The organism is Acinetobacter sp. NyZ410, from assembly GCF_022828975.1.
GTDB classification, from domain to species: domain Bacteria; phylum Pseudomonadota; class Gammaproteobacteria; order Pseudomonadales; family Moraxellaceae; genus Acinetobacter; species Acinetobacter guillouiae.
On record NZ_CP094620.1, the window covers coordinates 1,495,082 to 1,518,517 of the forward strand.

Sequence of the window (23,436 nt, forward strand, 5' to 3'; positions counted from 1 at the left end):
ATGAAATTAAAACGAATATCAACACAAGAAACCGTCTCATTATCAGACGGTTTTTTATGGTCTGATGAATTTGATTGGAATTCGATTGAGCAGAAACAAGATCGCGCAGTAGATGGAGCTTTGATTATTCAGGAAGGTAAAAAGAAATCGGGTCGTCCGATTACTTTGACAGCTGATAAAAACATGGCTTGGTTAAAACGGCATATTGTTAGCAAGTTAAAAGACTGGTCAATTCTTCAAGAAAAATTTGAACTTCAATTTAACTATTTTCATGACAAGCGCACGTTTAACGTAGTTTTTAATCATCAAGATAAAGCAATAGAAGCAAATCCTGTGCTTGAGCATCCGACTGTTTCTGACGATGACGAATATAACGTGACACTAAGATTTTTGGAGATAAACGATGCCGATTGAAACTAAAGATTTAGTTTTATATGAATCTGAGCGCTTAAGTGATAATGATGACGGGGGGGGTAAATACAATGGGCAAGTCATCATTGATGGACAGAGTAACAACTTGTTTAATGATATTTCAGAATTAGATCGAAGCCTTGGCGATGTATCAATGCGAAAGATATTTCCTGCGGTAACAACTATTGATACTGATTTATTGATGGGATCAACCGTGTTTATATCTGAGAATCCTAAAGATCCTGCTGTTTCTGCACTTTTATTTAGCACTGGAAGTTATACGGATCAACGTAAATCTGCGCAAAATCGAGTTGAGTCATATTTATCAAAGGGCACTCAAATTGCAGGAACGCCACTAGATACACTTTGGCAGGGTATGAAACAGATTCAGGTCTGTATGTTTACCAGTGAAATAGAAAGTAATGTGGGTGATGCGATCGTATTGGTTTCAAATGGTGGGCTTATAAATAGCCATGAGCAATATGTTCGAATACTAAAAGTTGAAACCCGTATTTCAAAAATCGTTATTGATCAAAAAGAGATTGAATATAAGATTGCAACCTATAGTATTAGCGACCCATTAGAAATTGATTTTATAGGGTTATCTGCAAAAAACTGGTATGCAGGCCAAAAATCTACAACAGTAATCCATGATTCTTTGGTCGCTGATACGGGTAAATATTACTCTTCAACTCAAGCTACTGAGGATGCTCAATTAGGCCAGTTTACAATAAATGTAAAAGATGTTTTCACTCAGATTATCCCTAGCGCTCAAAGCGAAACAGCGATCATTGATGTAAATGCTTCAGGTGAGAAGTCTACTTTAGTTTCAGGTAATGATGGAGTTGTATCTGCAAGCTATCAAGTTGTTATTTCACCATCTCAAAATTTTTACTTAGGTTCAAGCATCATGCCTTCTACTCTAAGTTTTTCTCTATTTAATCAACAAGTAAACGATAGTGGTGGATTATTAAAAACTAATGCTGGCACTCAAGTGGGAACGATCGATTATCAAAAAGGTTTGATTCAATGGACCACTGCTGCAGGTTCAGGGAATACGACTTTAAACATTGCATTTAAGCCAGCTTCGACACCTTTACAAAACACCCAAAGCCAATCGATTCAAGTGACACAAAATAATCAAGGATCAAATTGGACAGGAGTTTTAATTCCTCCACCTGCACCAGGCAGTGTTTCTGTGTCATTCATGGTGAAAGGTAAGTTTTATGAACTTAAAGACGATGGATCTGGGCAACTTAAAGCTGGTGCAACGTCTATTGGATCTGGTTCAATCAATTATGAAACAGGATCATGGTTACTGACTACAGGTGAGCTTGCGGACGTGGGGAGTAATATTCTGGTGTTGTGGTGTACACCGATTTCTACTTTTGTACGCTCAAATCTAACTCTTGAAAGCCCTTCATTCGAGTTACTGTTGGGTGAAGCCGTTGCAGCAAATAGTGTTGTCGTGAAGTGGAATGTAGGTGACATTGAGAAAACCGCTACAAGTAATGCTCAGGGCAAGTTTAATGGAGATGCAACGGGATCTATAAACTATGCAACTGGAGTTGGTAGATTTATACCCAAAGTCCTACCCCAAAAGGGCACAGTTTTTACAATTAACTACAACACGGGTTTCCCATTAAATCAAAGCGCAATAATCACTCCTTCTGTTGAGCAAGAGTTAAGTTTTAATGTGGGAACAGGTAATGCACTTCAACCAGGTAGTATTGAATTAAGAATGGAGTTACAAGATCAGCTTAACCAGAATTTGAGTGAATTGGTCCTGACAGATTCCAAGGTTGATAACACTGTAGGTAACTTACACGACAAGTTAGGCAATATTCACGGAACAATCAATTACAGCTCAGGTATTGTCGTGATAAAGCCATATTTAGAAGTAATGGTTTATCAAAAAATGTATACACCTCAAGTATTTGCGAGTAATTAATCATGAGTTTTTATTCACCGCAAACTGAATCAATAGCTTCTGAAAAGAAGAAATTAAGACCTTATTTTCCAACTAACATTAATATTAAATATCGTGATTCTCCCGATATAAGTCCGAATGTCAAGCAGATGACTGCAGATAAACTTAAAATTGATTTAACACCCCAGTTTACCGAACTGGTGCTGACAAATTCAGTACGCTTTAAGCTTGGGAGTGATGTTTATCTTGATCGAGATGGAATAATCTATAGAAATATCAATAATTCTACTAATACAGGTATTACTGCTGGCTCTGTGAACTATGGCACTGGTATGGTTGAAATTGATTCTTGGACACCTTTAACTGAAAGCACGGTTTCTCTACAGTCATTAACAACCACTACAGATGCAATTGAAATCAATCATATAAGCTTTAGAATTCCAGTTATCCCTGTTCGACCATCTTCAGTTACTGTGGTTTTGAGCACTGTTGAATTTGGCACTTTAAACTTGCAGTTTGATGAGCAAGGAAAAGTTGAAACATCAAAAGCACATGGTTCTGTGAATTATGAAACTGGATTTGTAGATATATTCTTTTATACAAAAACAGAAATCACTGCAGCAAATAGACCGGGAATTGAAGCTAAAGACTGGTATGACGTACTTTTAGAATATGAAGAACTGAATAAGAAGTATATTAATGTACCTGTTTGGGTTGTTCCTGACTCGGTGAAATACAATGCCGTGGCTTATACCTATATTCCGCTTGATGCATCGATTTTAGGTTTATCCGCAACACGTTTACCCCCGAATGGTCGTGTACCTATTTTCAGAGTTGGTGATATTGGCATCGTCAGTGCTGCCAAATCTATGGTGATGCCCGATCACATTGCGGGTAAAACCTATATTTTAGATGATAAGCGTATTTCTTGGTGTGAACTTCAAGATAGTAAAGGCGTGAAGGTTCCTTTTGATATGTATGTCGTGAATCACGACTATGGCGAAGTCACTTTAAGCGGTGATTTTGCCTTGAATTCTCTAACACCACCTTTAAATATCAAATATCGCTATCAAGATATGGGGCTAATTAGAGATGTGCAGATCAGTGGGCAGGTAACCTTCACCAAGCCATTGACCCACAATTACAGTGCTGAAAATACAATCGTCGGTTCTGCATTGGTTATTGGTGACATGCAAGCACGTTATTCCAATATGTTTTCACAGGGAACGTGGGGTAATGTGTGGGTTGAAGAGCCAACAGGAGTACCTATTTCAGCTCGTTATAACGATGCGCTTTACCCGATTGCAACAACCAATAAGGGGGCTATACAAGAGCGTTGGGCATTGGTATTTACAGACAATACGAATTTTCTAATTATTGGGCAATATTCTGGACAAATTGGCACAGCAAATATTAATACAGATTGTGAACCAATTAACCCAGTTACAGGTGTTCCGTACTTCAAAATCAAAAAAGAAGGGTGGGGCTCAGGTTGGGTAAATAACAATGTGGTGTTTTTTGATACTCATGCAGCAATGTTTCCAGTTTGGGTGATACGTACTGTTAAACAATCAGAACCGACAGAATTAACTGATCAGTTTCAAATCATGCTTCGTGGTGATATTGATCGAGTGATCTAAGCGTATTTTACAAAGACCGCATTCGCGGTCTTTTTTATGGATTCAATATAATGGCAAATACAGATATCAAATGGTTTAGTTTCAACAATACAAATGCTCCACAATTAACAAATACATGGGGAGGTTTAATTGATGTACTTGATGCTTGCCTTATTGGTGGATTTGGTTCACAGCTCGTGTCAAACTTAAAAATTATAGATGGTGTTGGGACCGCAACATTTGGCTCAAATCATAACTTTAAGCAATTCCAAGTTATTGAATTTAGTGGCTCAACAATTCCAGAGTTAAATAAAGAATTCAAAATTCTTGGAATTACATCTAACAAAATTGAATTTGTTGTTAATTTACCAGATCAGACTGTCACAGGAACAATTTCTGCAAAATTAGCATCACTAGGCTGGACTAAAGCATTTGCTGGAACACAGAAAGCTGTATTTCAAGCAAAAGATAAAACTGCAAACCCCTATTACTTGCGTGTAGATAATAGTCGAGATCCAGTATACACAGATACTTATGCTAAATACGCAAAAGTTGGAATTTTAGAATCATGTAATGGAATTGAAGATTTTAGTGGAAATCAAGTCCCATTTGACAGTTCAAATCCTAATAAAAATTGGGTTGGGACTGGTTCAGGTGCTTCAGCTTTTAATGGCTGGACAAAGTGGTATCAGGCTATTAGTGATTATGCCTCATCAAGCCAAATAAACGAGTCTATGAGTCCCACAATGTTATTAGGGGAATGGACTATTATTGGCGATAATAGTTCATTCTATTTGATTAGCACGCCTATTGATAATGGCAATTCTACTTATAACAAAGTAGTTTCAACTTATGTTTATGGGTTTGGTGTATCTGAAAAAAAAGGCTTTAGGGTGCCATTTTTGTTGGCACATAATCGAGATGTGTCAGTCAACTACAGTGAATTTTTCTTTAACAGCAATCCATTGCGTTATGGCTGGAGCCCAAACACTATTACAATGACAACGAATAGCGGCACCTATAGTCAAGATTTACAAGCGTATCCACAGTATTACTTGCCTAGTAAGACTACAGATCAAACTATAATGAGATCAGGGTATCTAGTTTTCACTAGCCCCGAAACAGGAATTTATTTTAGCAAAATTATGCTTCACTCTTCATACAATTCATATATGGGGGCGTACCCGCTACTTTATAGCATGCAAACCTCAAGCAGCGGCTATGGTGATTTGCATGTTTTTGTTGAGGAGAGTGAGTGTTTTTTGCTTAAAAAAGTTGCGCAAGCAAACAATGAGGGAGCATTCATTTTTAAGGTAGGTGATTTATGAACTTAAACAGGAATATTGCGCTGGCTAAAGCAAGTAGAGCTCTTTCATTAATATATGGGAAAACAACTAAATTAAATAAACCAATTTCATGTCAAGTAAGAGCCTATGACAGGGAAACAGGAGAGTTGCTAAGTCAAGCCAAGTCTAAAAAGGACGGCTCATACATTATTTTTGGATCAAACACTTCTGCAAATTATGTTGTAGCTATTGATCCTGATAATGAATATAACTTAGCAACAGGGGATAATATTCAATGAATTTTACATCTATTGAAGTTGGGTTAATTCAGCTTAAAGCCATTACTGAATATTTGGATCAAGGTAGCGCATTTGCTACCTTTGTTTTTTATAGTGATACTAAACCAGTGAATGTTTCTATAGCTGCCGATGAAAGCAAAAGGCTTGTTACTCTGTCACTTCCAAAGCCGTGCCTTAAAAAGCTAAATGCAGATAGCATAGAGTTAAATCAGACTGATGCAGCGCTAGTGGTGAAGAGTGGGGCGGCAAAATGGGCTAGGCTTTATAGCGGTGCTGGTGTTGCAGTTACAGATTTTTTAGTGGGAACAGATATAACCATATCGGAGCCAAATTTAATTGAAGGATCAACACTCATGTTAAATTCAATTGTTTTAAAGCCCACTCCATTACCTGTATAAAGAGGTGGTCATGTGTCGAAGTACCAACCGCCAAGAAAAACCAATGTCGAACTGAGTTTTTCAAAGCAAGATACTGGGACAAATAATTTAAACTTTGGAGAGAATGAACTTAACAAGGCTAAATTAAATGCAGTTTTTAACACTTCATTCTCCTCATTATTATTCACCCATGTAGATACTTTTAATCAATTAAAAGTAGTATTAAGTACTAGTTTAGATGCTGAAATATTAGCTCAAAATGGTAAGTTAGCTCAACTGAATTCATTCATTTCAAGTTCAGTTATTTCGAATATTGAAGCTGTAAAAATTAGCCAGTTTTGTAGTGTAAATTCAGAAATCAATACTCACTTTGATGCAAGTGTATCAGCTCGCTTTGATATTAATTTTAATATTGGTGTCTTTAGAGAGCTTAAAACTGATTATTTAGTTGCTTCAGCGATTTTATTTAACGAAAGGGTAAGGTTCTCAAAACCAATATTAAAAGCATTAAGTTCAGTATTTTCTTATGACCCAAGTATAGAAATAAGTTTTTCAAGAAATTTGAATTTTGAGCGTGGTATTTCGATAAACACTGCACTCAAAACCGATTTTGATGAAACTTATAAAATACTTAATTCATTAAATACAGCTTGGAATGAAACAGAGAGGCGACATCTAAATCTTCGGTTTTCCCAAGAACAAGCAATCAGCTTGAGAGTAAATATTGATGATCAATGGAAAGAGCTTGTTAGAAAGCGCAAAAATCTAACATTCTCTTATGAGGTTGCACAAAAAATTGCTTCTGTTTATTACTTTCATTGGGATGATGGCTTAGAGATTATTTCTCAATATGCTTTGAATTGGGAGATAGCGAGTTCAATTTACTATCGAAAATCTAAAATTGATCCTTGGCCAAAGCCTGAAAATCCCGACACAAAGAGTAAAAAGTTTGATCTTAATTTTTGTTGTAAGCGAAAAGTTGATAGACAAAACAATATTTTACTCAATTTTGACATTGATCACTGCAAACCTAAACCCTCGCTTCCTCATGTTGAAAATAAAAATTGGTGGTACATCGTGAACAATATATCTGTATTCAATCTTCGAACTGGGGAAGAAATCAAAGTCATTAGTGGCAGTTATAGCACTGACCGGAGCCAATGGTGTTGGTCATATAGCTTATCGGTTCCTCAAACTGAAATCTCGAAAATTGAAAAATTCGATATCTTGGAGATCAAAGTCAATGGTTCAGTACATCACATGATGTATGAGGAATATTCTCGCAGTCGCCAATTTCCAACGATTACATTCACCTTGACTGGTCGAAGTCAAACCGCTTTGCTTGAATCAAAATATTCACCTGTTCGTTCATATCTTCAAGAAAATGAAAGATCATCAGTTCAACTTGTTCAATCGGAATTAGATCGAGTAAACAGTGATGCTGTTCTGGATTGGCAGTTAATCGATGATCTTGGTTGGATTGTTGAAACTGAAAGTCTGAGTTATACAAATCTTCCTCCAATAGATGCGATTAAGCTTATCGCTGAAGCTGGTGGAGGATTTATATATAGTGAAAAGAAAGACAATAGACTTTCAATTCGCCCACTATATAAAAAAGCATTTTGGGAGAAACTTAAGACATTAGATTATGATCGCTTGTTGCCTGAAAGTTTGGTTTTAAAACATTCTGATAGTTATGAGGAGTTACTCAATTTCAATGCAATCACACTAACCAATCCAAGGAATGGGAATGTTGGGCAGGTTAAAAGAAGAGATACTGCAGGAGATGTCTTGTTGGAGCCTGTTAGTAATCCTCTTTTTAATGCTGTCAGTATGGGTGGTTTTGGTAAAGCAAAGTTAGCAAAGTCAGCTCAAGTTCAAAGTCATGATTTTGAATTACCACTGATTGAAGAAATAGGCGAATGTGTGCCAGGTGAAGTTATTGTATTTAATGGTGAGTGGTGGGGGATTGTTGACTCAGTAAGTGTTTCTTTTACCTATTCAACAGTCAATCAATCAATAAGTGTTGAAAGGATAGTGAATGAGTAATATTTACACAAGATTTCTAGCTTTGTTGCCGCAGAATCCTGAATTCGTTGGTGTAATCACTTCATCAAATCACCCAAATTACAAAGTCTTGGTATCTGATAATTCAGGTTTAGTGATGTGCACCAGTTCAGTTGAATACAAAACTGGTGATCGAGTATTTATCTCAAATAATGAAATCAAAAGATCTGCACCGCAGGGTACTGTGGTACAGATAGAAGTTTGAAATTAACCAAATACAGGCACCCAATCGGGTGCTTTTTTATTGCCAAAAATAGGGGGTTACATGTCTGAAACACAGGCAGCAATTGAAGCGAGTGCAGTCGCAATCACTCAAAAAGTTACGGTTACAAGTGGGGCAACATCATTCTTCGCATTCTTGGCCAAGGTTGATGTAATCGCTTGGGGTGGTTTATGCGTGGCATTGATAGGCTTGTTCATTCAGCTCTATTTTGCGATTGCTAAAAACCGTCGAGAAAAAGTAGAGCACGAAATGCGTAAAGCAGAACATCAATTACGAATCGTAAAATTAAAGGATGAGTGTAATGTCAAAAACTAAAGTTTGGGTGGTTGGTCTAGCAGCTTCGGCTGCTTTTTTTACGTCATTAATTCAGTATGAGGGCTATGAGCCAAAACCATATTTGGACAGTGCCAAAGTGGCAACGATTGGTATCGGATCCACATCTTATGAAAATGGCACAAAAGTCAAAATGACTGATAAGCCGATTACAAAAGAACGTGCGGTTCAAATTGCCAAAGCTCACATAGCTAAAGACGAAGTTGCATTTCGCAAATCATTGCAGGGTGTGAAACTTACTGAGACTGAATATGACGTGTACCTAGACTTCGTTTACAACTATGGCCAAGCAAATTGGAATGGCTCTTCGATGCTTCGTAATCTCAAAGCAGGGCAGTACAAGCAAGCATGTGCATCACTTCTTAAATACAAATTCGTTGCAAAGCGTGATTGCTCAGTGCGCTCAAATGGCTGCTATGGAGTATGGACCCGTCAAAAGGATCGCTATAACAAGTGTATGGGGGTGCAGTAGATGAGCGAATTCAAAAAAGTAAGCAATGTCATGCTTGAATCAAATGGTATCTACTTCATTGAATGTCCTGGCTGTAATTATCTACATCCCTTGCATGTTGGTCCACAACATAAAATACGTTGGGATTTTGATGGAAATTTAGAGCATCCAACTTTTAGCCCAAGTTTGATGGTCAACATTGGTCATACAAATCAATGTCATTCTTTTATTAGAAATGGCCAGATTCAATTTCTATCCGATTGTAATCATCAATTAGCTGGTCAAACAGTTGATCTGCCAGAAGTTGAGGAACTCTAATGCCAATAAACCAATTCTTATGGAAGTATAAAAAATGGATCGCAGTTGCGGTCTTTATTTTTTTATACCTGGTGCAAATTGCTTACACCAATCATTTGGCCACAAAACTTAAAAATGCTGAATCAGTTTGTAATGTAAAGATTCAAAAACTTAAAGATGATCAGCAAAAGGCATTGGTTGAAAAACAAAACAAAATAAACAAAGTGAGCGCAGACTATGAGCAACTTAAATCAGAACAACGTGTCAAAGTCGAAACAGTTAAACGTGAAGTGCAAAAGATCATTGAGCGTCCTGTTTATAACAATGTTTGTATTGATGCTGATGGGTTGCGCAACATCAACTCACTTATCACCGACGATTCCAGCTAATTTGGCTGTGCCGTGCCCTAAGCTCTTAAAACTCGAGTCAGGGCAGGGAAAAGAAATAACACTATGGATCATTGATGCTGTTAGTAAATACAACGAGTGCAGTGCTTTAAATGATGCGAAGAATAAGACTTTTTAATTTACAACTTTATATTTTGCATTCTCAAATTCACCTTTACTAGAAAGAGTTATTTGAAATCTTTTAAATAATTTAAAGAAATCTTGTATTGAGATTTCTTTACTAAGTTTCTTTACGTCTACTTCTAAATTGTTGCTGATTTTTTCATCATAATCATCGTTTTCAGGAGTAAGAATAATTATTGAAAAATTATCAATATCAGATGTTCTGCTTTCATAGTTTGCGATTACTTTAATTCCAATAATTATTGCGCTCTTATCTAAACCAAAAAATTTTCTCAATTCACTCTTAAGTGTTGTTAGATCATTATCATCACAAGCTACTGAACCTTTATAATCATCATATTGCACACCTGCTTTAAAAACTTCAAACATAGTTAATCCTCAAATTTATATAAAAATCAATAAAATCAGATTAATCACCCACAGTCAACAACCCATCCCAACTAAAATAATTCTGCGTCAATTTCCCTCGACTCATGCTCCATTTTCTATTTTTCAACAGACATGGCCCAATCGCCAATTTCTTACTAAACTTTTCATTCACTTGCTCAAGAGCTGTTTGTAGATTGTCATTCCTTTGAATAGCTTCATGATCTGCTAGAAGATCAGGCACATATCTCGACTTCGACTCAATACAAGTCAGAATCACACCACACTTTTTGAAATCCACACCTTCTTTATATACTCGATCCATTTGCCTAAGAATATTCTTAATGATCACCGCTGCGCTATCTGTGGGCTCAGGAAATGACACACTCACACTTGCTTTATAAAATGGCTTGTTAGTGTCGAAAGGGTTTGAATGTGCAAAAGCTATAACGCACCCGGTCAATCCATTTTGTCGTCTCAATTTTTTAACTGCAGCTTGTATATAACAACTCATTGCCTCTGACAGTGCATCTTTATCTGAGACGCGTTGCCCAAATGAGCGTGATGAAACAATTTGCTTCTTATCTGGTGCAACTTCTTCTAGTTCAATGCATGCTGTGCCTTGTAATTCTAAGACAGTTCTTTTTATAACTACAGAAAACTGACTCTGAATAAATGCTGGATCTGCAATAGCTAAATCAAAAACTGTCTTAATATTTAATGAATGAAGTTTCTTACAGTGCTTGCGGCCGACTCCCCAAATCTCACCTACATCTATATTTTGAAATAATGCCTCTTTAGAGCATGGGTCCATCTCCACAAGATTACAAATCCCATTGAAGTGCTTATTCTTCTTCGCAATGTGGTTTGCCATTTTGGCTTCTGTCTTCGATCTACCAATACCAACACATACAGGCAAGCCAAGCCACATCAAAAGGGCATCTTTGATTTTTCCTACAAGTACATTTAAGTCTTGATTTGCATAGCTTGTAAGCTCAACAAACGTTTCATCAATAGAATAAACTTCAACATCTTTTTCACTGACAAATGATTTTATTGTCGCTGTGAATCTATGTGACATTTCTTCATAGACTGCATAGTTGCTTGATAAAACGACTACATTGTGCTTTTCAACAATGTCTTTTATTTGGAAAAGTGGCACACCCATTTTTATGCCCAAATCCTTAGCTTCTTGGGAACGTGCAACAGCACAGCCATCATTATTACTGAGTACAATGACTGGTCTATTGTTTAATTTGGGCTGAAACAGGCGCTCACACGACACATAACAATTATTAATGTCGATGAGCGCGATAATCCTTTCTTTCATTATTTTGATATCGTTACATAATCAAGATAATGATAAAATCCATTTGGGGCAATTTCAAATTTAAAAACTGTGGATAATCAGTGGGGCGTCAGAATAAGACGTTTTTCATGCAAAATAGAAACATAATTATTTTTAGAGATCTTAAATTGTAGAAGTAAAGTGATAAAAAATATATAAAGTTGTTTGTTTATTGATCGAATGAATTAGATTAAATAAAGTTATCCACATACTTTTAGAAAAAGATTCTTGCAATGTTTAGTTTGCGATGTGTTTGTGGCACAAGAGTTAAAGCAAAAAATTTGTTTTTTTCCACAAGTAGTTTATAAAAACTAACTTATCAGAGATAAGATATTATTGATATGTCAATATTGATAAGCTATTGAAAACCATGCACTATACCTATAGTTCAAGGCAGGAATGAATGTTTTGAAGAGGTCTGCTCTTAATTTTATTTTCGAAGGTCCAATTAAGAGCAGGGGTTGATAGCGTATTTCTAAGCTATCGAAATATGCAGATCTTGATATACATATTTGTACTTAGAGTATTTAACCTCATAGTGTAACTAATATCAAGTGATGCCCTATTAAGGGAGGTCAACAATGAATGCGTTAGTATTCTATTGTTTGCAATTTATTAGTCTATTGGCTGACTTTTTGCAGATCGCTGATTTTATCTTGAGATAAAAATTACCGCCTCTAGGGGCGGTTTTTCATTTCAAATCTTTCCAGCTATCAACAATATTCGCCCAATCCTGAATCATCTCTCTTCTTTGCTGTAAGTGCTTTGAATAATGCGAAGAATAAAGCCCTCTGAGTGAGGGCTTTAAATTACACCTAATTTACACCACAAAAATAATATTAATTATAAGTTATTGAATTAATTTTGAAATATTTAAAAGTAGAACCATTCGGTGATTGTTTTCATTTGGCGCTCCATGCATGTGGTTGGCTATATTTATTTTTGCTGAAAACAATATAAATCAGAATAATGTTTTGGTCAAAATAGCGGCTTTAAATAAAACCAAGTGCTGGTCAGGGGGATTTCAATGTGTTGCCTGATAGAAGTTTAAAATATCACGTGCCCATGTTTGATGTTCTGGTTTAACTGTGACTTTGATTTCTTGAAAATTGGTGACATCGTTGCCATCACTTTCATCGGCATAATAGGCGATCCCATGTGTTTTGTTGGGATAGTTGGGAATTTGATAGCTAAAATACACTTTATTTTTATTGGCTTTGACGATGTTTAGCAGATGGTTTTTATCTTCAATGGCACCAAATTCATTGTCTAAACTGAGCTTTTTGACATTGGGGAAATATAAACTTGCGCTATGCATGGCACAGCCAGCACACGCGGATGAATTATAAATGGTGATGGCTTCATCTTTTTTACGGCTTGCCAGCACAGCATACGCAACGCCAGAAGGTCCCATATCCGTGCTGATCACTTGCCATGATAGGGGGACAAGTACAGGACCAATACCGGGCAGTAAAATGATTTTAAAGTTTTTCGCTTGAGTCGTAGATAATGTATAACTGAACTGACATTTCACTTGCTGGGTATTGCTGATCTTACAGACGGCATCATCTTTGTAGAATCCTGTATCGTTAAAAGGATTGGGAATTGCTGCAATATAGGTATCCACGGTTACATTATTGCTGAGTGTGGCTGCGGGAAGTTTTTCAAGCCGGTGTTGTGGGTGAGGTGCTTGGTTGGTTTTTAGATCAGGAAAAGTGGCTTTGAAAATAGCGATATCTCCATAAGCAAAACCACTTAGGCCCAATAGTATGATTAAAAATTTCGAATTGAGCATGTCCTATCCCGACTATCCTTTACTGATCCTTATTGGGGACTTTGATAAATCAATTGACATTCTTTATAGGTTGCCAATATTTTGATGTCTTTAATCTTTTGAGTGGGCACTTTTAATGGGTCTTGATCTATCACCACAAGATCCGCCAATTTGCCTTTTTCTAAGGTTCCTTTGTCTTTTTCTTCAAAGTATTGGTATGCAGCCCAATCTGTGACTGATTTTAATGCAATATAAGGACTGACTTTTTGATCCTCACCTAATACATCTCCAGAACGGGTGGTACGATTGACGGTTGCATCGATCACCATCATATTTTTAGGAGGAATGACTGGAGCATCATGGTGCTCAGTAAAAATCATATTTTTTCTTAATGCAGAACCTGTAGGGGAAATTCGGTTGGCACGTTCTGCGCCGAGTGTTTCGTGTTTATGCCAATCGCCCCAGTAGTAAGTATGTAATGAGAAGAACGAAGGAATAAGCCCTAATTTCTTGGCTTGATCTAATTGATCCTCACGCATGGTTTGTGCATGAATAATTACATTGCGGCGATCTGCTTGGCCATATTGTGCGTTGGCTGTTTCAATAGTTGCGAGATATTGGTCAATTGCAGCATCACCATTGGCATGTGCAAGAATTTGCCAATGATTCTTATAAGCCAGATTAATTGCATCTTGAACCATTTTTGTATCTGGATAGGCTGGATAACCACGATAGTCTTTAGGTTTTCCCTCTGGTGGGATGAAGTAAGGCTGCGTTAGCCATGCGGTTTTGCCTTGTGGGGAGCCATCTAGGCTGATTTTAACGCCACCAATTCTAAAATGATTTTGATAATTGAGACTACTGCCATTTTTCAGCATGTAATCTTTTTCATTGATGATATCTGGATAAACCACGACATCAATATTCAATTGATTGATGGCCGCAAAACTTCGCCATAATTCAGCGGTACCATGATCTGCACGACCTTCTTGTACAGTGGTATAGCCATTTTTGATATAGGTATTCAGTGCTGTTTTTGCCATATTTTGCATGATTTCAGGTGGAACTTTGCTAAACGCAGTTGCCATTGCTGAAAAAACAGCAGATTCTTCAAGTACACCATTGGGTTCTTGAGAGTTTGCTTTACGACGAATAATCCCGCCAGTTGGATTTGGGGTATTTTTATTGATGTTTAAAAGTTCAAGAGCCTTATGATTGACAGAGGCTAAGTGTCCAGACTGATGTAAAACAATAATCGGGTGATTGGTGGAAACCAAATCTAAATCATCTGCTGTAGGATGCCGTTTTTCTTTAATTTGGGCATCATCATAACCATTTCCAATAATCCAACCTGAGGTTGCTTTGATAAAGTCAGGATTGTTTTGTTGCCATAATGAAAGTTCATGAATCAATGATGCAATATCTGAAACGTTACCATCGGGCGTAGGATAGAGATTTGCTACAGTTTGCTGTAGACCTACACTATTTAAATGGCTATGTGCATCAATAAAACCAGGCAGCAGGGTATGACTGTTTAAGTTAACCTCTTGGGTATTTTTTTGTTTTAACTTTTGCGCTTGTTTTAAATCACCTGCAAAGACAATTCTTCCATCCTTGACCAGTAGCGCTTCGACATAATGGGGTGACATGCCTTGCATGGTTAAAATTGAGCCACCGTAAAATAGCGTGTTTGTTTGCGTCAATGTTGCAAGATCAGCGGGGGTATTCGTGTTTGTTGGAGATACTGTGGTACATGCGCTAAGCGAGCCAAGGCCAATTACGCAGATGATGGGTGCAATTGCACGGACAAGTTTTGATGGGCTACTGATTTGAAACATGAATAATCCCCAAATTTGTTTTATTAAATATTGCTCAAAACAGATGAATTGAATTGTTTATTTTATTCAAACTAGCAAAGATTTTGATCTGCGTATAGGTTTGATATGTGTTTAAAAATGATAAGTGTTTTTACATTTGAACAATGATCTTGATTTATCCTAAACGATTTTTTATTTATATACAGTCTAAATAAATCTTTTTCTAAAATAAATCACAGATAACAGTGCCAGTGCTAAACCAATAAATGAGGGACCATAACCGATAGGAGCAGCAAGTAAGCCAACAATTACAGCTCCTGCTACAGCCCCGCCATAATTAAAAATATTTACCCGTGCGATAATTTCATCGCGTCGATTTTCATCTAGACGACCTGCTGCTGAAAATGTCAGCGGGACTAATGCGCCTACTGCAACACCAGCCAGTGCAAAACCAGCAATGACAATCGCCAATGAATGTCCTAAGCCAGCTATGGCACAGCCTGTTGCACCAATCAGCGTTGTGATGAAGGCAACCCATGCAGCGCTTTTAAATTTTAAAAGATAATCCAGACTTAAACGGGTGAGTAAAATACCCATTTGGTATGCGGCATAACCCAATGGGGCGACTGTGGCTGAGCTTGCTAAAATATCTTTAAGATAAATTGAACTCCACGTGCTGATTGCTGAATCGACAGTAAAGGCGATGAGAATGATCACACCAAAAATAAGCAATTGTTTATGCGGAATTGGTGATCGTTGTTGAGGATGTAGGGCAGCATTTTCTTTTTGTTGAAATAACCAACGTTTTGACACTTGCGATGTAATCAAACACATCGTGACAGCAATGCACAATGCCGCTGTTGCCCCAAATGTGGTTGAGACCGTTGCGGACATGATTAACGCGCCAAGGAAAGCAGCAGCGGTATAACAGGCAAAGAAACCGCCCAAGGCGCTTTTTCCAAGTTTTTGTTCCATCATGACAGCTTGCATATTCAATGCCGCATCTAAACATCCGAGTCCAAGCCCATAAAGTAAAAAACTAGCGACCATGATCATGACACTGGGACTAAATGCTGCAATTGCAATACCGATGGCTTCAAATAGCAAGCCGATAACAATAGCCAGCCTTGAACCTAGTTTCACAGCGAGTCGATCTGCCAAAATAGAACCCAGTGCTGCGGCAATACAGACGCCAAGGATAATAATCGACAGTTGATCATCTGAAAGCCAGAATCGGCTTTTGATTGTGGGAAGCGCGGTCATGACGCTGGCATAACCCAAGCCTTGCGTGGCAAAACCAAGTGCGATTACTTTTTGGGTTTTGCTGAGGGATGTATGCGCGAAGTTTGGCGTTTTGCTGTTCACGTCCATGCATGGCTCACTTTTTTACTTTTAGAATTTAAACTTCGGTTTTCGTTTTCTGTTTAGTGATACATCCTGTATCGACTCGCATTTTATTTTATCTGGAATGCATTGAAAGAAAAGGGGCATAACTGGAAAGTTAAGGGGGCAATTCGGACATCTGTATTTTTATTTTTGCAATAAAAAAGCCACTGGAAAGTGGCTTTTGTTAAATGCATGCAGTGATTTACGAGTTTGGACCATCTACGCGTTCAATATTAACGCGTGCTGTTCCTGAATTTGTAATACCTAAACGCTTAGCAGCGCCGTAAGAGAGGTCAAGTACACGGTTACCATGGAAAGGACCACGATCGTTGACTTTAACCACTACGCTTTTACCATTGTCTTTATTGGTTACACGAATAAAGCAGTTTAATGGCAAGCTACGGTGTGCAGCAGTCAAATCATTCATATCGAATGTATCACCGCTTGCGGTTTTACGGCCGTGGAACTGACGACCGTACCAAGATGCAACACCAGTTTGGCTAAATTTGCGAACTGTGTTTGAAGCAACTTCATTAAGTTTATCAATTACTGAAGGCTCATCTTCAGGAACTTGAATCTTTGCTGCAATAGTTTGACGACGGACTTGATCGCCAGAACGTTCAGTAATTGACAAACTGTTTAGGTTTGAAAAATGAGAGTTGAAATTTGTTGAATCTTTGCTAATCACACGAGAAGCTAGACTCGAACTATCCGAATCATTGTTTAAGTATGATGACTGAACCATTTCTGAGTTGACCTGCGTCATACTCAGACCCATGGTCAGGGCCATCATATATTTTAGTGAAGCATGCATCGTTTAACTCCTTGGAACCTCAATTTTAACTTTCTAAGTCGCTGAAAATTAACCATAGAGGTCTGTAAATTCACTTGTGCAACTGCATTTAACGGAAAGGATAATATTCAAGCTGGAATAAATGTGTCTAGCATTATTTAAGAAACAGTTACAAAAAGGACAAATTCTTACAGGTTTTGATTAAAAAATAATCAATATTGTAACAAGGTGTGAAAAAAGTATTAAATGTGATCAAATTAACATAAAAAAATCTTGACTTATTTATTATTTAGGAAATTGCAAGTCTTAACGACTTACAATTTCAGTGCCTAAAAGCCATAAAGCGGTGGCATACATACGGCTTCTATTATATGTCGTAATCACTTGAAAATTAGGATAAGTAATATAATAAATAGGGCCATTGCTGTCCTGTAATTGAATCACATTAACCAAATCTAAGTCATCAATTTTGACGATTGGATTTAATGGAGAAATCCCTAAATTTTTAAGTGATCCATAGGGAACAGGCTGAGTTAAATCTTTTGCAATAACCGCTTCAGGATTGTTCCCTGTATAACGCGCTAAAAACGCAATAGGGCGATCACGTTGCCAGCCATGTTGAGCCAGATAGTTGGCAATTGAACCAATCGCATCGACCGCAGAGTTACGTAAGTCAACATGACCATTTCCATCGTAATCCACGCCAAATTTAGACACATTACTTGGCATAAATTGCGGATAACCTACTGCACCTGCATAAGAGCCAACAATCGAATTGGTTGGAACGCCATCTTTATATGACCATGCAATTAAAGCACCCAACTCATCTTGGAAATATTGCGCACGGCGAGGATAACCAAAACCGAGGGTTGCAAGTGCATCACGGGTGATAAAGGAGCCCTTATTTGAGCCATAACCTGTTTCCACCCCTAGAATGCCTAGGATGATTGCTTGAGGCACCCCAAACTGCTGTTCTGCGCGATTTAGTGTATCTGCATATTGTTGTTTAAAACGCACACCACGTTGGATGGTGCCTTCAGCTAAAAAATTAGTTTTGTATTGATACCAAGGCTTACTTTCACCTGGTCGTTCCATAATGCTGATGATATTGGGTAAATTGCGTGAGCCGTTCATTGCCCAATCAATTTGTTCGCTACTTAAACCATAGGTTTGCATGGTTTTGGCTTTAAAATTATTGTATTCAGGGTTGCTGGCAAAATCATTGGCTTGGCAGAAACTGGTCAGTGAAAATGCAGCTGCACAAAAAGTGATGTTTTTAACCTTCTGTAAAAGCCCAAAAGTAAACATAGGTTATATTTCCTAATTATTTATGATAAAAAAATTAACGATGTGTATGTATAGACATCACAATGCCAAAAGTGGCCATTAAAGTAATAATTGCAGTACCACCATAACTCATAAAAGGTAATGGCACACCGACTACAGGTAAAATACCACTGACCATGCCCGCATTTACAAATACATAAACAAAAAATGACAAAGCAAAAGTACCAGCAACCAAGCGCCCAAAATTATGGAAGCATTGTAGACTCATTTGAAAGGTTCTAAAGATAATACAAAAGTAAATGATGATCAGAAGTAGGATACCAATCAGACCGAATTCTTCAGAAAATGCGGCAATGATAAAGTCAGTATGGCCTTCAGGTAAAAAATGTAAGTGCGATTGAGTACCTTCTAAATAACCTTTACCCATAAAGCCACCCGAACCAATCGCAGTTTTAGACTGAATGATGTTCCAGCCCGTGCCTAAGGCATCGGCTTCTGGATTAAATAAAGTTAAAACACGTTGTCGTTGATAGTCGTGTAGTAGAAATTCCCAAGCGACTGGAATTACCACTGCAACAGCACTCACTGCACCTAAAATCATTTTCCAAGAAAGACCACTCAGAAATAGCACAAAAATCCCACTGGCTAAGATGAGCAGTGATGTGCCTAAATCGGGTTGTTCTGCAATCAGGATAAAAGGAATGCCGATCATGATCAGTGATAAAAACACATTTTTAAAACTAGGCGGTAGAGGATTACGAGATAAAAACCATGCAATCATCAATGGCATACCAATTTTTAAAAACTCACTGGGTTGTACGCTGCCAAAACCTGGAATCCCAATCCAGCGTTGAGCACCCATACGAACCTCACCAAACACTTTAACTGCGACTAAGCAAACCAGTCCAAACAGATAAAAGTAAGGTGCAAAAGCTTGATAAACTTTAGGGGGAATTTGGGCTAAACCACACATGACGAGAAAACCGATACCAAAGCTCATGGCTTGTTTGGAAACCAGCCCCATATCTTGTGCAGACGCACTATAAAGGACGGTTAAACCGAGCATCGCGTTTAAAATTAGAAATAAGCTCAACCAAGGGTCAATATGGAGTTTTTGCCAGCGTGAGGGGATCATGGCAGTACTTAGACCATCACGAGGAGATTGACGTAAAAATTTATATTGAGAGCTTGGTGCCATTGGTCTATTTTGTGCGGGAAATGTGTTTTGCGCATGCTATCACAATCCTCCCCGAAGGCAATGAATATCAATACTTTGCAACAAAATTATGAGCTGAATTTTGTGATTATTTTGAGGGTGAAATATTTAAATTAGAAAATAGTGGGTTAAATAGATTGAATTAAATGGTTTTGAACTTGAATAGGTCTTAGATAGATCTAGGAATAATGTTTTATCATGGTTTTAAGTTTATGAATTTAATGGTTAATTACTACAGCTAAAAAGTATAACTCGATAAATGTAAAAAAATGCCCTTACCAAGAAGGGCATTTTTTATATTTAAAAATCCAATTGAATTTTAACGATCAATTAAAAAATAAAGTATCGTAATATTCTGCAACAGCTGTGATTTCATCTTTATTTAAATTTGGAATCAACTTATCAATTGCCATATGCACTGCTTTGCCTACAGCAGATGCGCCAATATCCGCAGCCTTACGTTTGATCATACCCAAATCCAGCGTTTTATTAAAATCACGCATAAAATGGTTAATCGTCGCATCTGAGAATTGTTTGAATTGTTCAGACAATACAGCGCGATTTACATCCCCATTTGCTTGAACTTCAGCAAAACTATTTTTGAGATTTGTGACTAAACTTGCGTCTAAATTCACACCGACACGGAATTGGCCTTGTGGATCTTTAAATAGACTACGTTCTGAAAACTCTACAGACTGACGAACCACATCATTGTCTGCCTTACTTAACAATTGTTTAAGTAACACAGCAACAGTCGATTTGACATAGCCTGCTAATTTTTCAGCAGTATCTCGTTTGTCACTTGCAGGGAAGCGACGAACAAGTTCAATCAAAAGCGTATCAATAATTTCTTCATTAATGAGTAAGGCAGTTTGATCACGTAAAGGATAAAGTGGTTCGTTAGAGTTTTTTTTCTCAATACCGGTCTGAATGTTCTTTAATAGTTCTTCAGAAGGTACAAAACCAAAAAAAGGCATGTTTTCAACCTCAATGTTTATTGTCGCGCCAATCGAATTGGGCTTGGCATCCATGATTCATCAGATACACGACATGGGTTAATATCTAAACCGCCACGACGTGTATATGTTGCATACACCATCAGCTTTTCAGGTTTTAAATTTTGCCAAATATCGGCAAAGATTTGTTCCACGCATTGTTCGTGAAAACCGTTATGCTGACGATACGAGATAATATAAGCTAAAATACTACGATAACAAGGTTTTTCGCCTTGGTATCGGATAAAAACAGTGCCCCAATCGGGTTGTCCAGTCACCGGGCAATTGCTTCTTAATAAGTGTGAATACAGTTGAATTTCAACGCTTTCACCGTGTTGAGTATTTTCTTGATCAAAGGCCAAAAGGCTTGCATCTGGATGATTGACCAGCTGGTCAGGTTCTTGATCATCAATACAAATACCCGTGGGTTTGCTGATCTCTAAATCATCAACTTGAAATAAAGTTAGCGTCACTGGGGCTTGTGCAGCAGCAGATAAGTCTTTTTCAACGGTATTGATAAAAGCTTGATGAGAGTCAAACTGGGTAAAGTTCATACTATTAAAGTAGAGCTTTAACGACTTTGATTCAATCAAATTTGGTGATGTTGCTGGGAGTGCAATACGCCCAATGGCAACTTGCGGGATCCCTTTGCTATTGAGCCAAGAAATTTCGAATACATGCCACCAATCTTGACCTTTATATATACCCGCTACATCCGCATATTGCTCACGCGCTTGTGCACGCGCGATCGGGAAAAGAATTTCGGGTTGATAGGTAGTTGGGTAATCGGTTTCTTTACCCAATAAAGATTTTTCAACAGACATTATTCACGCATTCCTGAACCACGAGAAAGTAAATAGTAAGCAATCGCATACAGTACGCCACAGAATAGAGTCACAATAAGTAAAGACAATGAAACATTGACATCACTATGACCTAAAATTCCGAAACGGAAAGCATTGACCATATATACAATCGGGTTAATTAAAGACAGATTTTGCCAAAATGGACTTAAAGCACTAATCGAATAAAACACACCGCCTAAGTAGGTGAGGGGTGTTAATACAAAGGTTGGGATAATCGAAATATCATCAAACGATTTTGCATATACAGCATTGATAAAACCACCTAAAGAGAACAAGAGTGAGGTAATAATAACGGTATATATCGTGACGAAAATATTATGGATATAAAGGTCAGTAAAGAACAAACTCATTGCAGTGACAATTGCCCCAACAAGAACACCACGAGCAACACCACCAATCACATAACCACACAAGACCATATGTAATGGAACTGGGCTCATGATCAGTTCTTCGATGCTTTTTTGGAATTTAGCACTAAAGAAACTTGAAGACACATTGGCATAACTGTTTGTAATCACCGCCATCATGATGAGACCTGGCACGATGAATTGCATATAGCTAAATCCACCCATTTGTCCAATACGAGAACCGACCAAATTACCAAAAATCACAAAGTATAAGCTCATGGTGATCGCAGGCGGTAATAAGGTCTGCGGCCAAATGCGCATAAAGCGGCGGATTTCTTTTTGAACTAATGTATAGAGTGCAATACGTAGTTGAGTAAAATTCATTCTGCAACTCCTTCAAGATTTTTCTCAACCAGTTTCACAAATAACTCTTCAAGACGATTTGATTTATTGCGCATACTGCGAACACGAATGCCTTGCGCTTCTAAAAGTTGAAATAAATCATTTAAAGAATGCGCTTTATCCATCGTGACTTCTAAGGTCATGGGGTCAATCAGATTAAATTTCACACCAATGATATCAATCATGATCGGTTCAATCGGATTTTCTAAATCGAAAATAAAAGATTCTTCACTCAATTGGTTTAAGAACGCTTTCATCGATGTATCTTCTTTGATAACACCACGGTCAATAATCGCAATCTGACGACAAAGCATTTCTGCTTCTTCTAAATAATGCGTGGTTAAAATGATCGAAGTGCCTTTTTCATTCATTTCTGTAAGGAAATCCCACATTGAACGGCGTAACTCGATGTCTACACCTGCAGTGGGTTCATCTAAAATCAAAAGTTTAGGTTCATGCATCATGGCACGCGCAATCATTAAACGGCGCTTCATACCACCAGACAACATACGCCCTTGAGTATTACGCTTATCCCATAAACCTAATTTTTCTAAATATTCTTCAGCACGTTGTTGTGCAATTTTAGGCGGAATACCGTAATAACCCGCTTGAGTGACTAAAATGTCAAAGATCTTTTCAAATTGACCGAAGTTAAATTCTTGAGGAACAACACCTAGACATTGCTTTGCATGTGAAGGATGGGTATCTAAATCATGACCAAAAATTTCCACAGTACCCGAGGTTTTCCGCGCCAAGGAACTGATAATACTGATTGTTGTCGATTTACCAGCGCCATTTGGTCCTAAAAGTGCATAAAACTCTCCTTCTGGAACAGTCAAATTGATTCCTTTGAGTGCTTGGAATCCATTTCTATAGGTTTTAGATAAATCTCTTAACGTCAGAGCATCAGTCATGAAATTCTCACTTGGTTTATGGAGTGTGTATTGTGAGCGATCTTTTTAAATAAACCAAGTAAGTTAGGAGGAATTCTGCATTGCAAATATGCAACATTGCTT

At 37.6% G+C, this 23,436-nt stretch carries 24 protein-coding genes; 12 read left to right on the forward strand and 12 right to left on the reverse strand.

Annotation, left to right across the window (positions count from 1 at the left end; translation table 11 throughout):
- The 12 genes from MTO68_RS07070 to MTO68_RS07125 are packed head-to-tail and all read left to right on the forward strand — an operon-like array spanning position 1 to position 9,682.
- Positions 1-414: a hypothetical protein gene (locus tag MTO68_RS07070; protein WP_244015469.1), complete on the forward strand. Its 414-nt coding sequence runs from the start codon at positions 1-3 to the stop codon at positions 412-414.
- Positions 404-2,362 carry a hypothetical protein gene (locus tag MTO68_RS07075; protein ID WP_244015470.1) on the forward strand — a complete coding sequence of 653 codons (1,959 nt, stop codon included), beginning with the start codon at positions 404-406 and terminating at the stop codon, positions 2,360-2,362. The genes MTO68_RS07070 and MTO68_RS07075 overlap by 11 nt, the downstream gene beginning before the upstream one ends.
- 2 nt (positions 2,363-2,364) lie before the next feature.
- The gene (locus MTO68_RS07080; protein WP_244015471.1) at positions 2,365-3,981 is read left to right on the forward strand and encodes a hypothetical protein; all 1,617 of its coding nucleotides are present in this window, start codon (positions 2,365-2,367) and stop codon (positions 3,979-3,981) included.
- A gap of 50 nt (positions 3,982-4,031) precedes the next feature.
- Positions 4,032-5,288: a hypothetical protein gene (locus MTO68_RS07085; RefSeq protein WP_244015472.1), complete on the forward strand. Its 1,257-nt coding sequence runs from the start codon at positions 4,032-4,034 to the stop codon at positions 5,286-5,288.
- On the forward strand, positions 5,285-5,545 hold the full coding sequence (locus MTO68_RS07090; protein WP_244015473.1) for a hypothetical protein: 261 nt from the start codon (positions 5,285-5,287) through the stop codon (positions 5,543-5,545). Before MTO68_RS07085 ends, MTO68_RS07090 begins: the two co-directional genes overlap by 4 nt.
- The gene (locus MTO68_RS07095) at positions 5,542-5,943 is read left to right on the forward strand and encodes a hypothetical protein (protein WP_244015474.1); all 402 of its coding nucleotides are present in this window, start codon (positions 5,542-5,544) and stop codon (positions 5,941-5,943) included. The genes MTO68_RS07090 and MTO68_RS07095 overlap by 4 nt, the downstream gene beginning before the upstream one ends.
- Before the next feature lie 12 nt (positions 5,944-5,955).
- Positions 5,956-7,971 (forward strand): hypothetical protein, encoded by a 2,016-nt coding sequence (locus tag MTO68_RS07100; RefSeq protein WP_244015475.1) that lies wholly within the window; start codon positions 5,956-5,958, stop codon positions 7,969-7,971.
- A complete protein-coding gene (locus tag MTO68_RS07105; RefSeq protein ID WP_244015476.1) occupies positions 7,964-8,194 on the forward strand; it encodes a hypothetical protein in 231 nt (76 codons plus the stop codon). The genes MTO68_RS07100 and MTO68_RS07105 overlap by 8 nt, the downstream gene beginning before the upstream one ends.
- Positions 8,195-8,254: 60 nt before the next feature.
- Positions 8,255-8,527 (forward strand): holin, encoded by a 273-nt coding sequence (locus tag MTO68_RS07110; RefSeq protein ID WP_244015477.1) that lies wholly within the window; start codon positions 8,255-8,257, stop codon positions 8,525-8,527.
- Positions 8,514-9,017 (forward strand): lysozyme, encoded by a 504-nt coding sequence (locus MTO68_RS07115; RefSeq protein ID WP_244015478.1) that lies wholly within the window; start codon positions 8,514-8,516, stop codon positions 9,015-9,017. The genes MTO68_RS07110 and MTO68_RS07115 overlap by 14 nt, the downstream gene beginning before the upstream one ends.
- Positions 9,018-9,314 carry a DUF6527 family protein gene (locus MTO68_RS07120; RefSeq protein ID WP_244015479.1) on the forward strand — a complete coding sequence of 99 codons (297 nt, stop codon included), beginning with the start codon at positions 9,018-9,020 and terminating at the stop codon, positions 9,312-9,314.
- Positions 9,314-9,682 (forward strand): hypothetical protein, encoded by a 369-nt coding sequence (locus MTO68_RS07125; protein ID WP_244015480.1) that lies wholly within the window; start codon positions 9,314-9,316, stop codon positions 9,680-9,682. Before MTO68_RS07120 ends, MTO68_RS07125 begins: the two co-directional genes overlap by 1 nt.
- 132 nt (positions 9,683-9,814) lie before the next feature.
- Here MTO68_RS07125 and MTO68_RS07130 read toward each other — a convergent pair whose 3' ends face one another.
- From MTO68_RS07130 to MTO68_RS07185, 12 genes are all read right to left on the reverse strand, one after another.
- On the reverse strand, positions 9,815-10,192 hold the full coding sequence (locus tag MTO68_RS07130; protein ID WP_244015481.1) for a hypothetical protein: 378 nt from the start codon (positions 10,190-10,192) through the stop codon (positions 9,815-9,817).
- Positions 10,193-10,232: 40 nt separating this feature from the next.
- On the reverse strand, positions 10,233-11,519 hold the full coding sequence (locus tag MTO68_RS07135; RefSeq protein WP_244015482.1) for a Y-family DNA polymerase: 1,287 nt from the start codon (positions 11,517-11,519) through the stop codon (positions 10,233-10,235).
- 1,042 nt (positions 11,520-12,561) lie between these two features.
- Positions 12,562-13,332 carry a DUF4850 domain-containing protein gene (locus tag MTO68_RS07140; RefSeq protein ID WP_244015483.1) on the reverse strand — a complete coding sequence of 257 codons (771 nt, stop codon included), beginning with the start codon at positions 13,330-13,332 and terminating at the stop codon, positions 12,562-12,564.
- A gap of 29 nt (positions 13,333-13,361) precedes the next feature.
- Positions 13,362-15,149: an amidohydrolase gene (locus MTO68_RS07145; RefSeq protein WP_244015484.1), complete on the reverse strand. Its 1,788-nt coding sequence runs from the start codon at positions 15,147-15,149 to the stop codon at positions 13,362-13,364.
- 186 nt (positions 15,150-15,335) lie between these two features.
- Positions 15,336-16,499: an MFS transporter gene (locus MTO68_RS07150; protein WP_244015485.1), complete on the reverse strand. Its 1,164-nt coding sequence runs from the start codon at positions 16,497-16,499 to the stop codon at positions 15,336-15,338.
- Between the two features lie 217 nt (positions 16,500-16,716).
- Positions 16,717-17,328, reverse strand: a complete 612-nt coding sequence (locus tag MTO68_RS07155; RefSeq protein WP_004722011.1) for a septal ring lytic transglycosylase RlpA family protein — start codon at positions 17,326-17,328, stop codon at positions 16,717-16,719.
- 285 nt (positions 17,329-17,613) lie between these two features.
- Positions 17,614-18,615: a lytic murein transglycosylase B gene (gene mltB, locus MTO68_RS07160; RefSeq protein ID WP_004820018.1), complete on the reverse strand. Its 1,002-nt coding sequence runs from the start codon at positions 18,613-18,615 to the stop codon at positions 17,614-17,616.
- A gap of 34 nt (positions 18,616-18,649) precedes the next feature.
- Entirely contained in the window at positions 18,650-19,792 is a 1,143-nt protein-coding gene (gene rodA / locus MTO68_RS07165) for a rod shape-determining protein RodA (RefSeq protein WP_004722007.1), read from the reverse strand.
- A 344-nt stretch (positions 19,793-20,136) separates the two neighbouring features.
- Positions 20,137-20,787, reverse strand: a complete 651-nt coding sequence (locus tag MTO68_RS07170; RefSeq protein WP_004820022.1) for a hypothetical protein — start codon at positions 20,785-20,787, stop codon at positions 20,137-20,139.
- 17 nt (positions 20,788-20,804) lie between these two features.
- Positions 20,805-21,629: an NADPH-dependent 7-cyano-7-deazaguanine reductase QueF gene (gene queF, locus MTO68_RS07175; RefSeq protein WP_004820024.1), complete on the reverse strand. Its 825-nt coding sequence runs from the start codon at positions 21,627-21,629 to the stop codon at positions 20,805-20,807.
- Positions 21,629-22,402, reverse strand: coding sequence for an ABC transporter permease (locus MTO68_RS07180; protein WP_004820027.1), 774 nt, complete (start codon positions 22,400-22,402; stop codon positions 21,629-21,631). The genes queF and MTO68_RS07180 overlap by 1 nt, the downstream gene beginning before the upstream one ends.
- Positions 22,399-23,334, reverse strand: a complete 936-nt coding sequence (locus tag MTO68_RS07185; protein WP_004722000.1) for an ABC transporter ATP-binding protein — start codon at positions 23,332-23,334, stop codon at positions 22,399-22,401. The genes MTO68_RS07180 and MTO68_RS07185 overlap by 4 nt, the downstream gene beginning before the upstream one ends.
- Positions 23,335-23,436: the final 102 nt, after the last annotated feature.

Coding starts and splice junctions, on each gene's coding strand:
- MTO68_RS07070 (WP_244015469.1), top strand. CDS start 1: ATGAAATTAAAACGAATATCAACACAAGAAACCGTCTCATTATCAGAC.
- MTO68_RS07075 (WP_244015470.1), top strand. CDS start 404: ATGCCGATTGAAACTAAAGATTTAGTTTTATATGAATCTGAGCGCTTA.
- MTO68_RS07080 (WP_244015471.1), top strand. CDS start 2,365: ATGAGTTTTTATTCACCGCAAACTGAATCAATAGCTTCTGAAAAGAAG.
- MTO68_RS07085 (WP_244015472.1), top strand. CDS start 4,032: ATGGCAAATACAGATATCAAATGGTTTAGTTTCAACAATACAAATGCT.
- MTO68_RS07090 (WP_244015473.1), top strand. CDS start 5,285: ATGAACTTAAACAGGAATATTGCGCTGGCTAAAGCAAGTAGAGCTCTT.
- MTO68_RS07095 (WP_244015474.1), top strand. CDS start 5,542: ATGAATTTTACATCTATTGAAGTTGGGTTAATTCAGCTTAAAGCCATT.
- MTO68_RS07105 (WP_244015476.1), top strand. CDS start 7,964: ATGAGTAATATTTACACAAGATTTCTAGCTTTGTTGCCGCAGAATCCT.
- MTO68_RS07110 (WP_244015477.1), top strand. CDS start 8,255: ATGTCTGAAACACAGGCAGCAATTGAAGCGAGTGCAGTCGCAATCACT.
- MTO68_RS07115 (WP_244015478.1), top strand. CDS start 8,514: ATGTCAAAAACTAAAGTTTGGGTGGTTGGTCTAGCAGCTTCGGCTGCT.
- MTO68_RS07120 (WP_244015479.1), top strand. CDS start 9,018: ATGAGCGAATTCAAAAAAGTAAGCAATGTCATGCTTGAATCAAATGGT.
- MTO68_RS07125 (WP_244015480.1), top strand. CDS start 9,314: ATGCCAATAAACCAATTCTTATGGAAGTATAAAAAATGGATCGCAGTT.
- MTO68_RS07130 (WP_244015481.1), bottom strand. CDS start 10,192: ATGTTTGAAGTTTTTAAAGCAGGTGTGCAATATGATGATTATAAAGGT.
- MTO68_RS07135 (WP_244015482.1), bottom strand. CDS start 11,519: ATGAAAGAAAGGATTATCGCGCTCATCGACATTAATAATTGTTATGTG.
- MTO68_RS07140 (WP_244015483.1), bottom strand. CDS start 13,332: ATGCTCAATTCGAAATTTTTAATCATACTATTGGGCCTAAGTGGTTTT.
- MTO68_RS07145 (WP_244015484.1), bottom strand. CDS start 15,149: ATGTTTCAAATCAGTAGCCCATCAAAACTTGTCCGTGCAATTGCACCC.
- MTO68_RS07150 (WP_244015485.1), bottom strand. CDS start 16,499: ATGGACGTGAACAGCAAAACGCCAAACTTCGCGCATACATCCCTCAGC.
- MTO68_RS07155 (WP_004722011.1), bottom strand. CDS start 17,328: ATGCATGCTTCACTAAAATATATGATGGCCCTGACCATGGGTCTGAGT.
- mltB (WP_004820018.1), bottom strand. CDS start 18,615: ATGTTTACTTTTGGGCTTTTACAGAAGGTTAAAAACATCACTTTTTGT.
- rodA (WP_004722007.1), bottom strand. CDS start 19,792: ATGGCACCAAGCTCTCAATATAAATTTTTACGTCAATCTCCTCGTGAT.
- MTO68_RS07170 (WP_004820022.1), bottom strand. CDS start 20,787: ATGCCTTTTTTTGGTTTTGTACCTTCTGAAGAACTATTAAAGAACATT.
- queF (WP_004820024.1), bottom strand. CDS start 21,629: ATGTCTGTTGAAAAATCTTTATTGGGTAAAGAAACCGATTACCCAACT.
- MTO68_RS07180 (WP_004820027.1), bottom strand. CDS start 22,402: ATGAATTTTACTCAACTACGTATTGCACTCTATACATTAGTTCAAAAA.
- MTO68_RS07185 (WP_004722000.1), bottom strand. CDS start 23,334: ATGACTGATGCTCTGACGTTAAGAGATTTATCTAAAACCTATAGAAAT.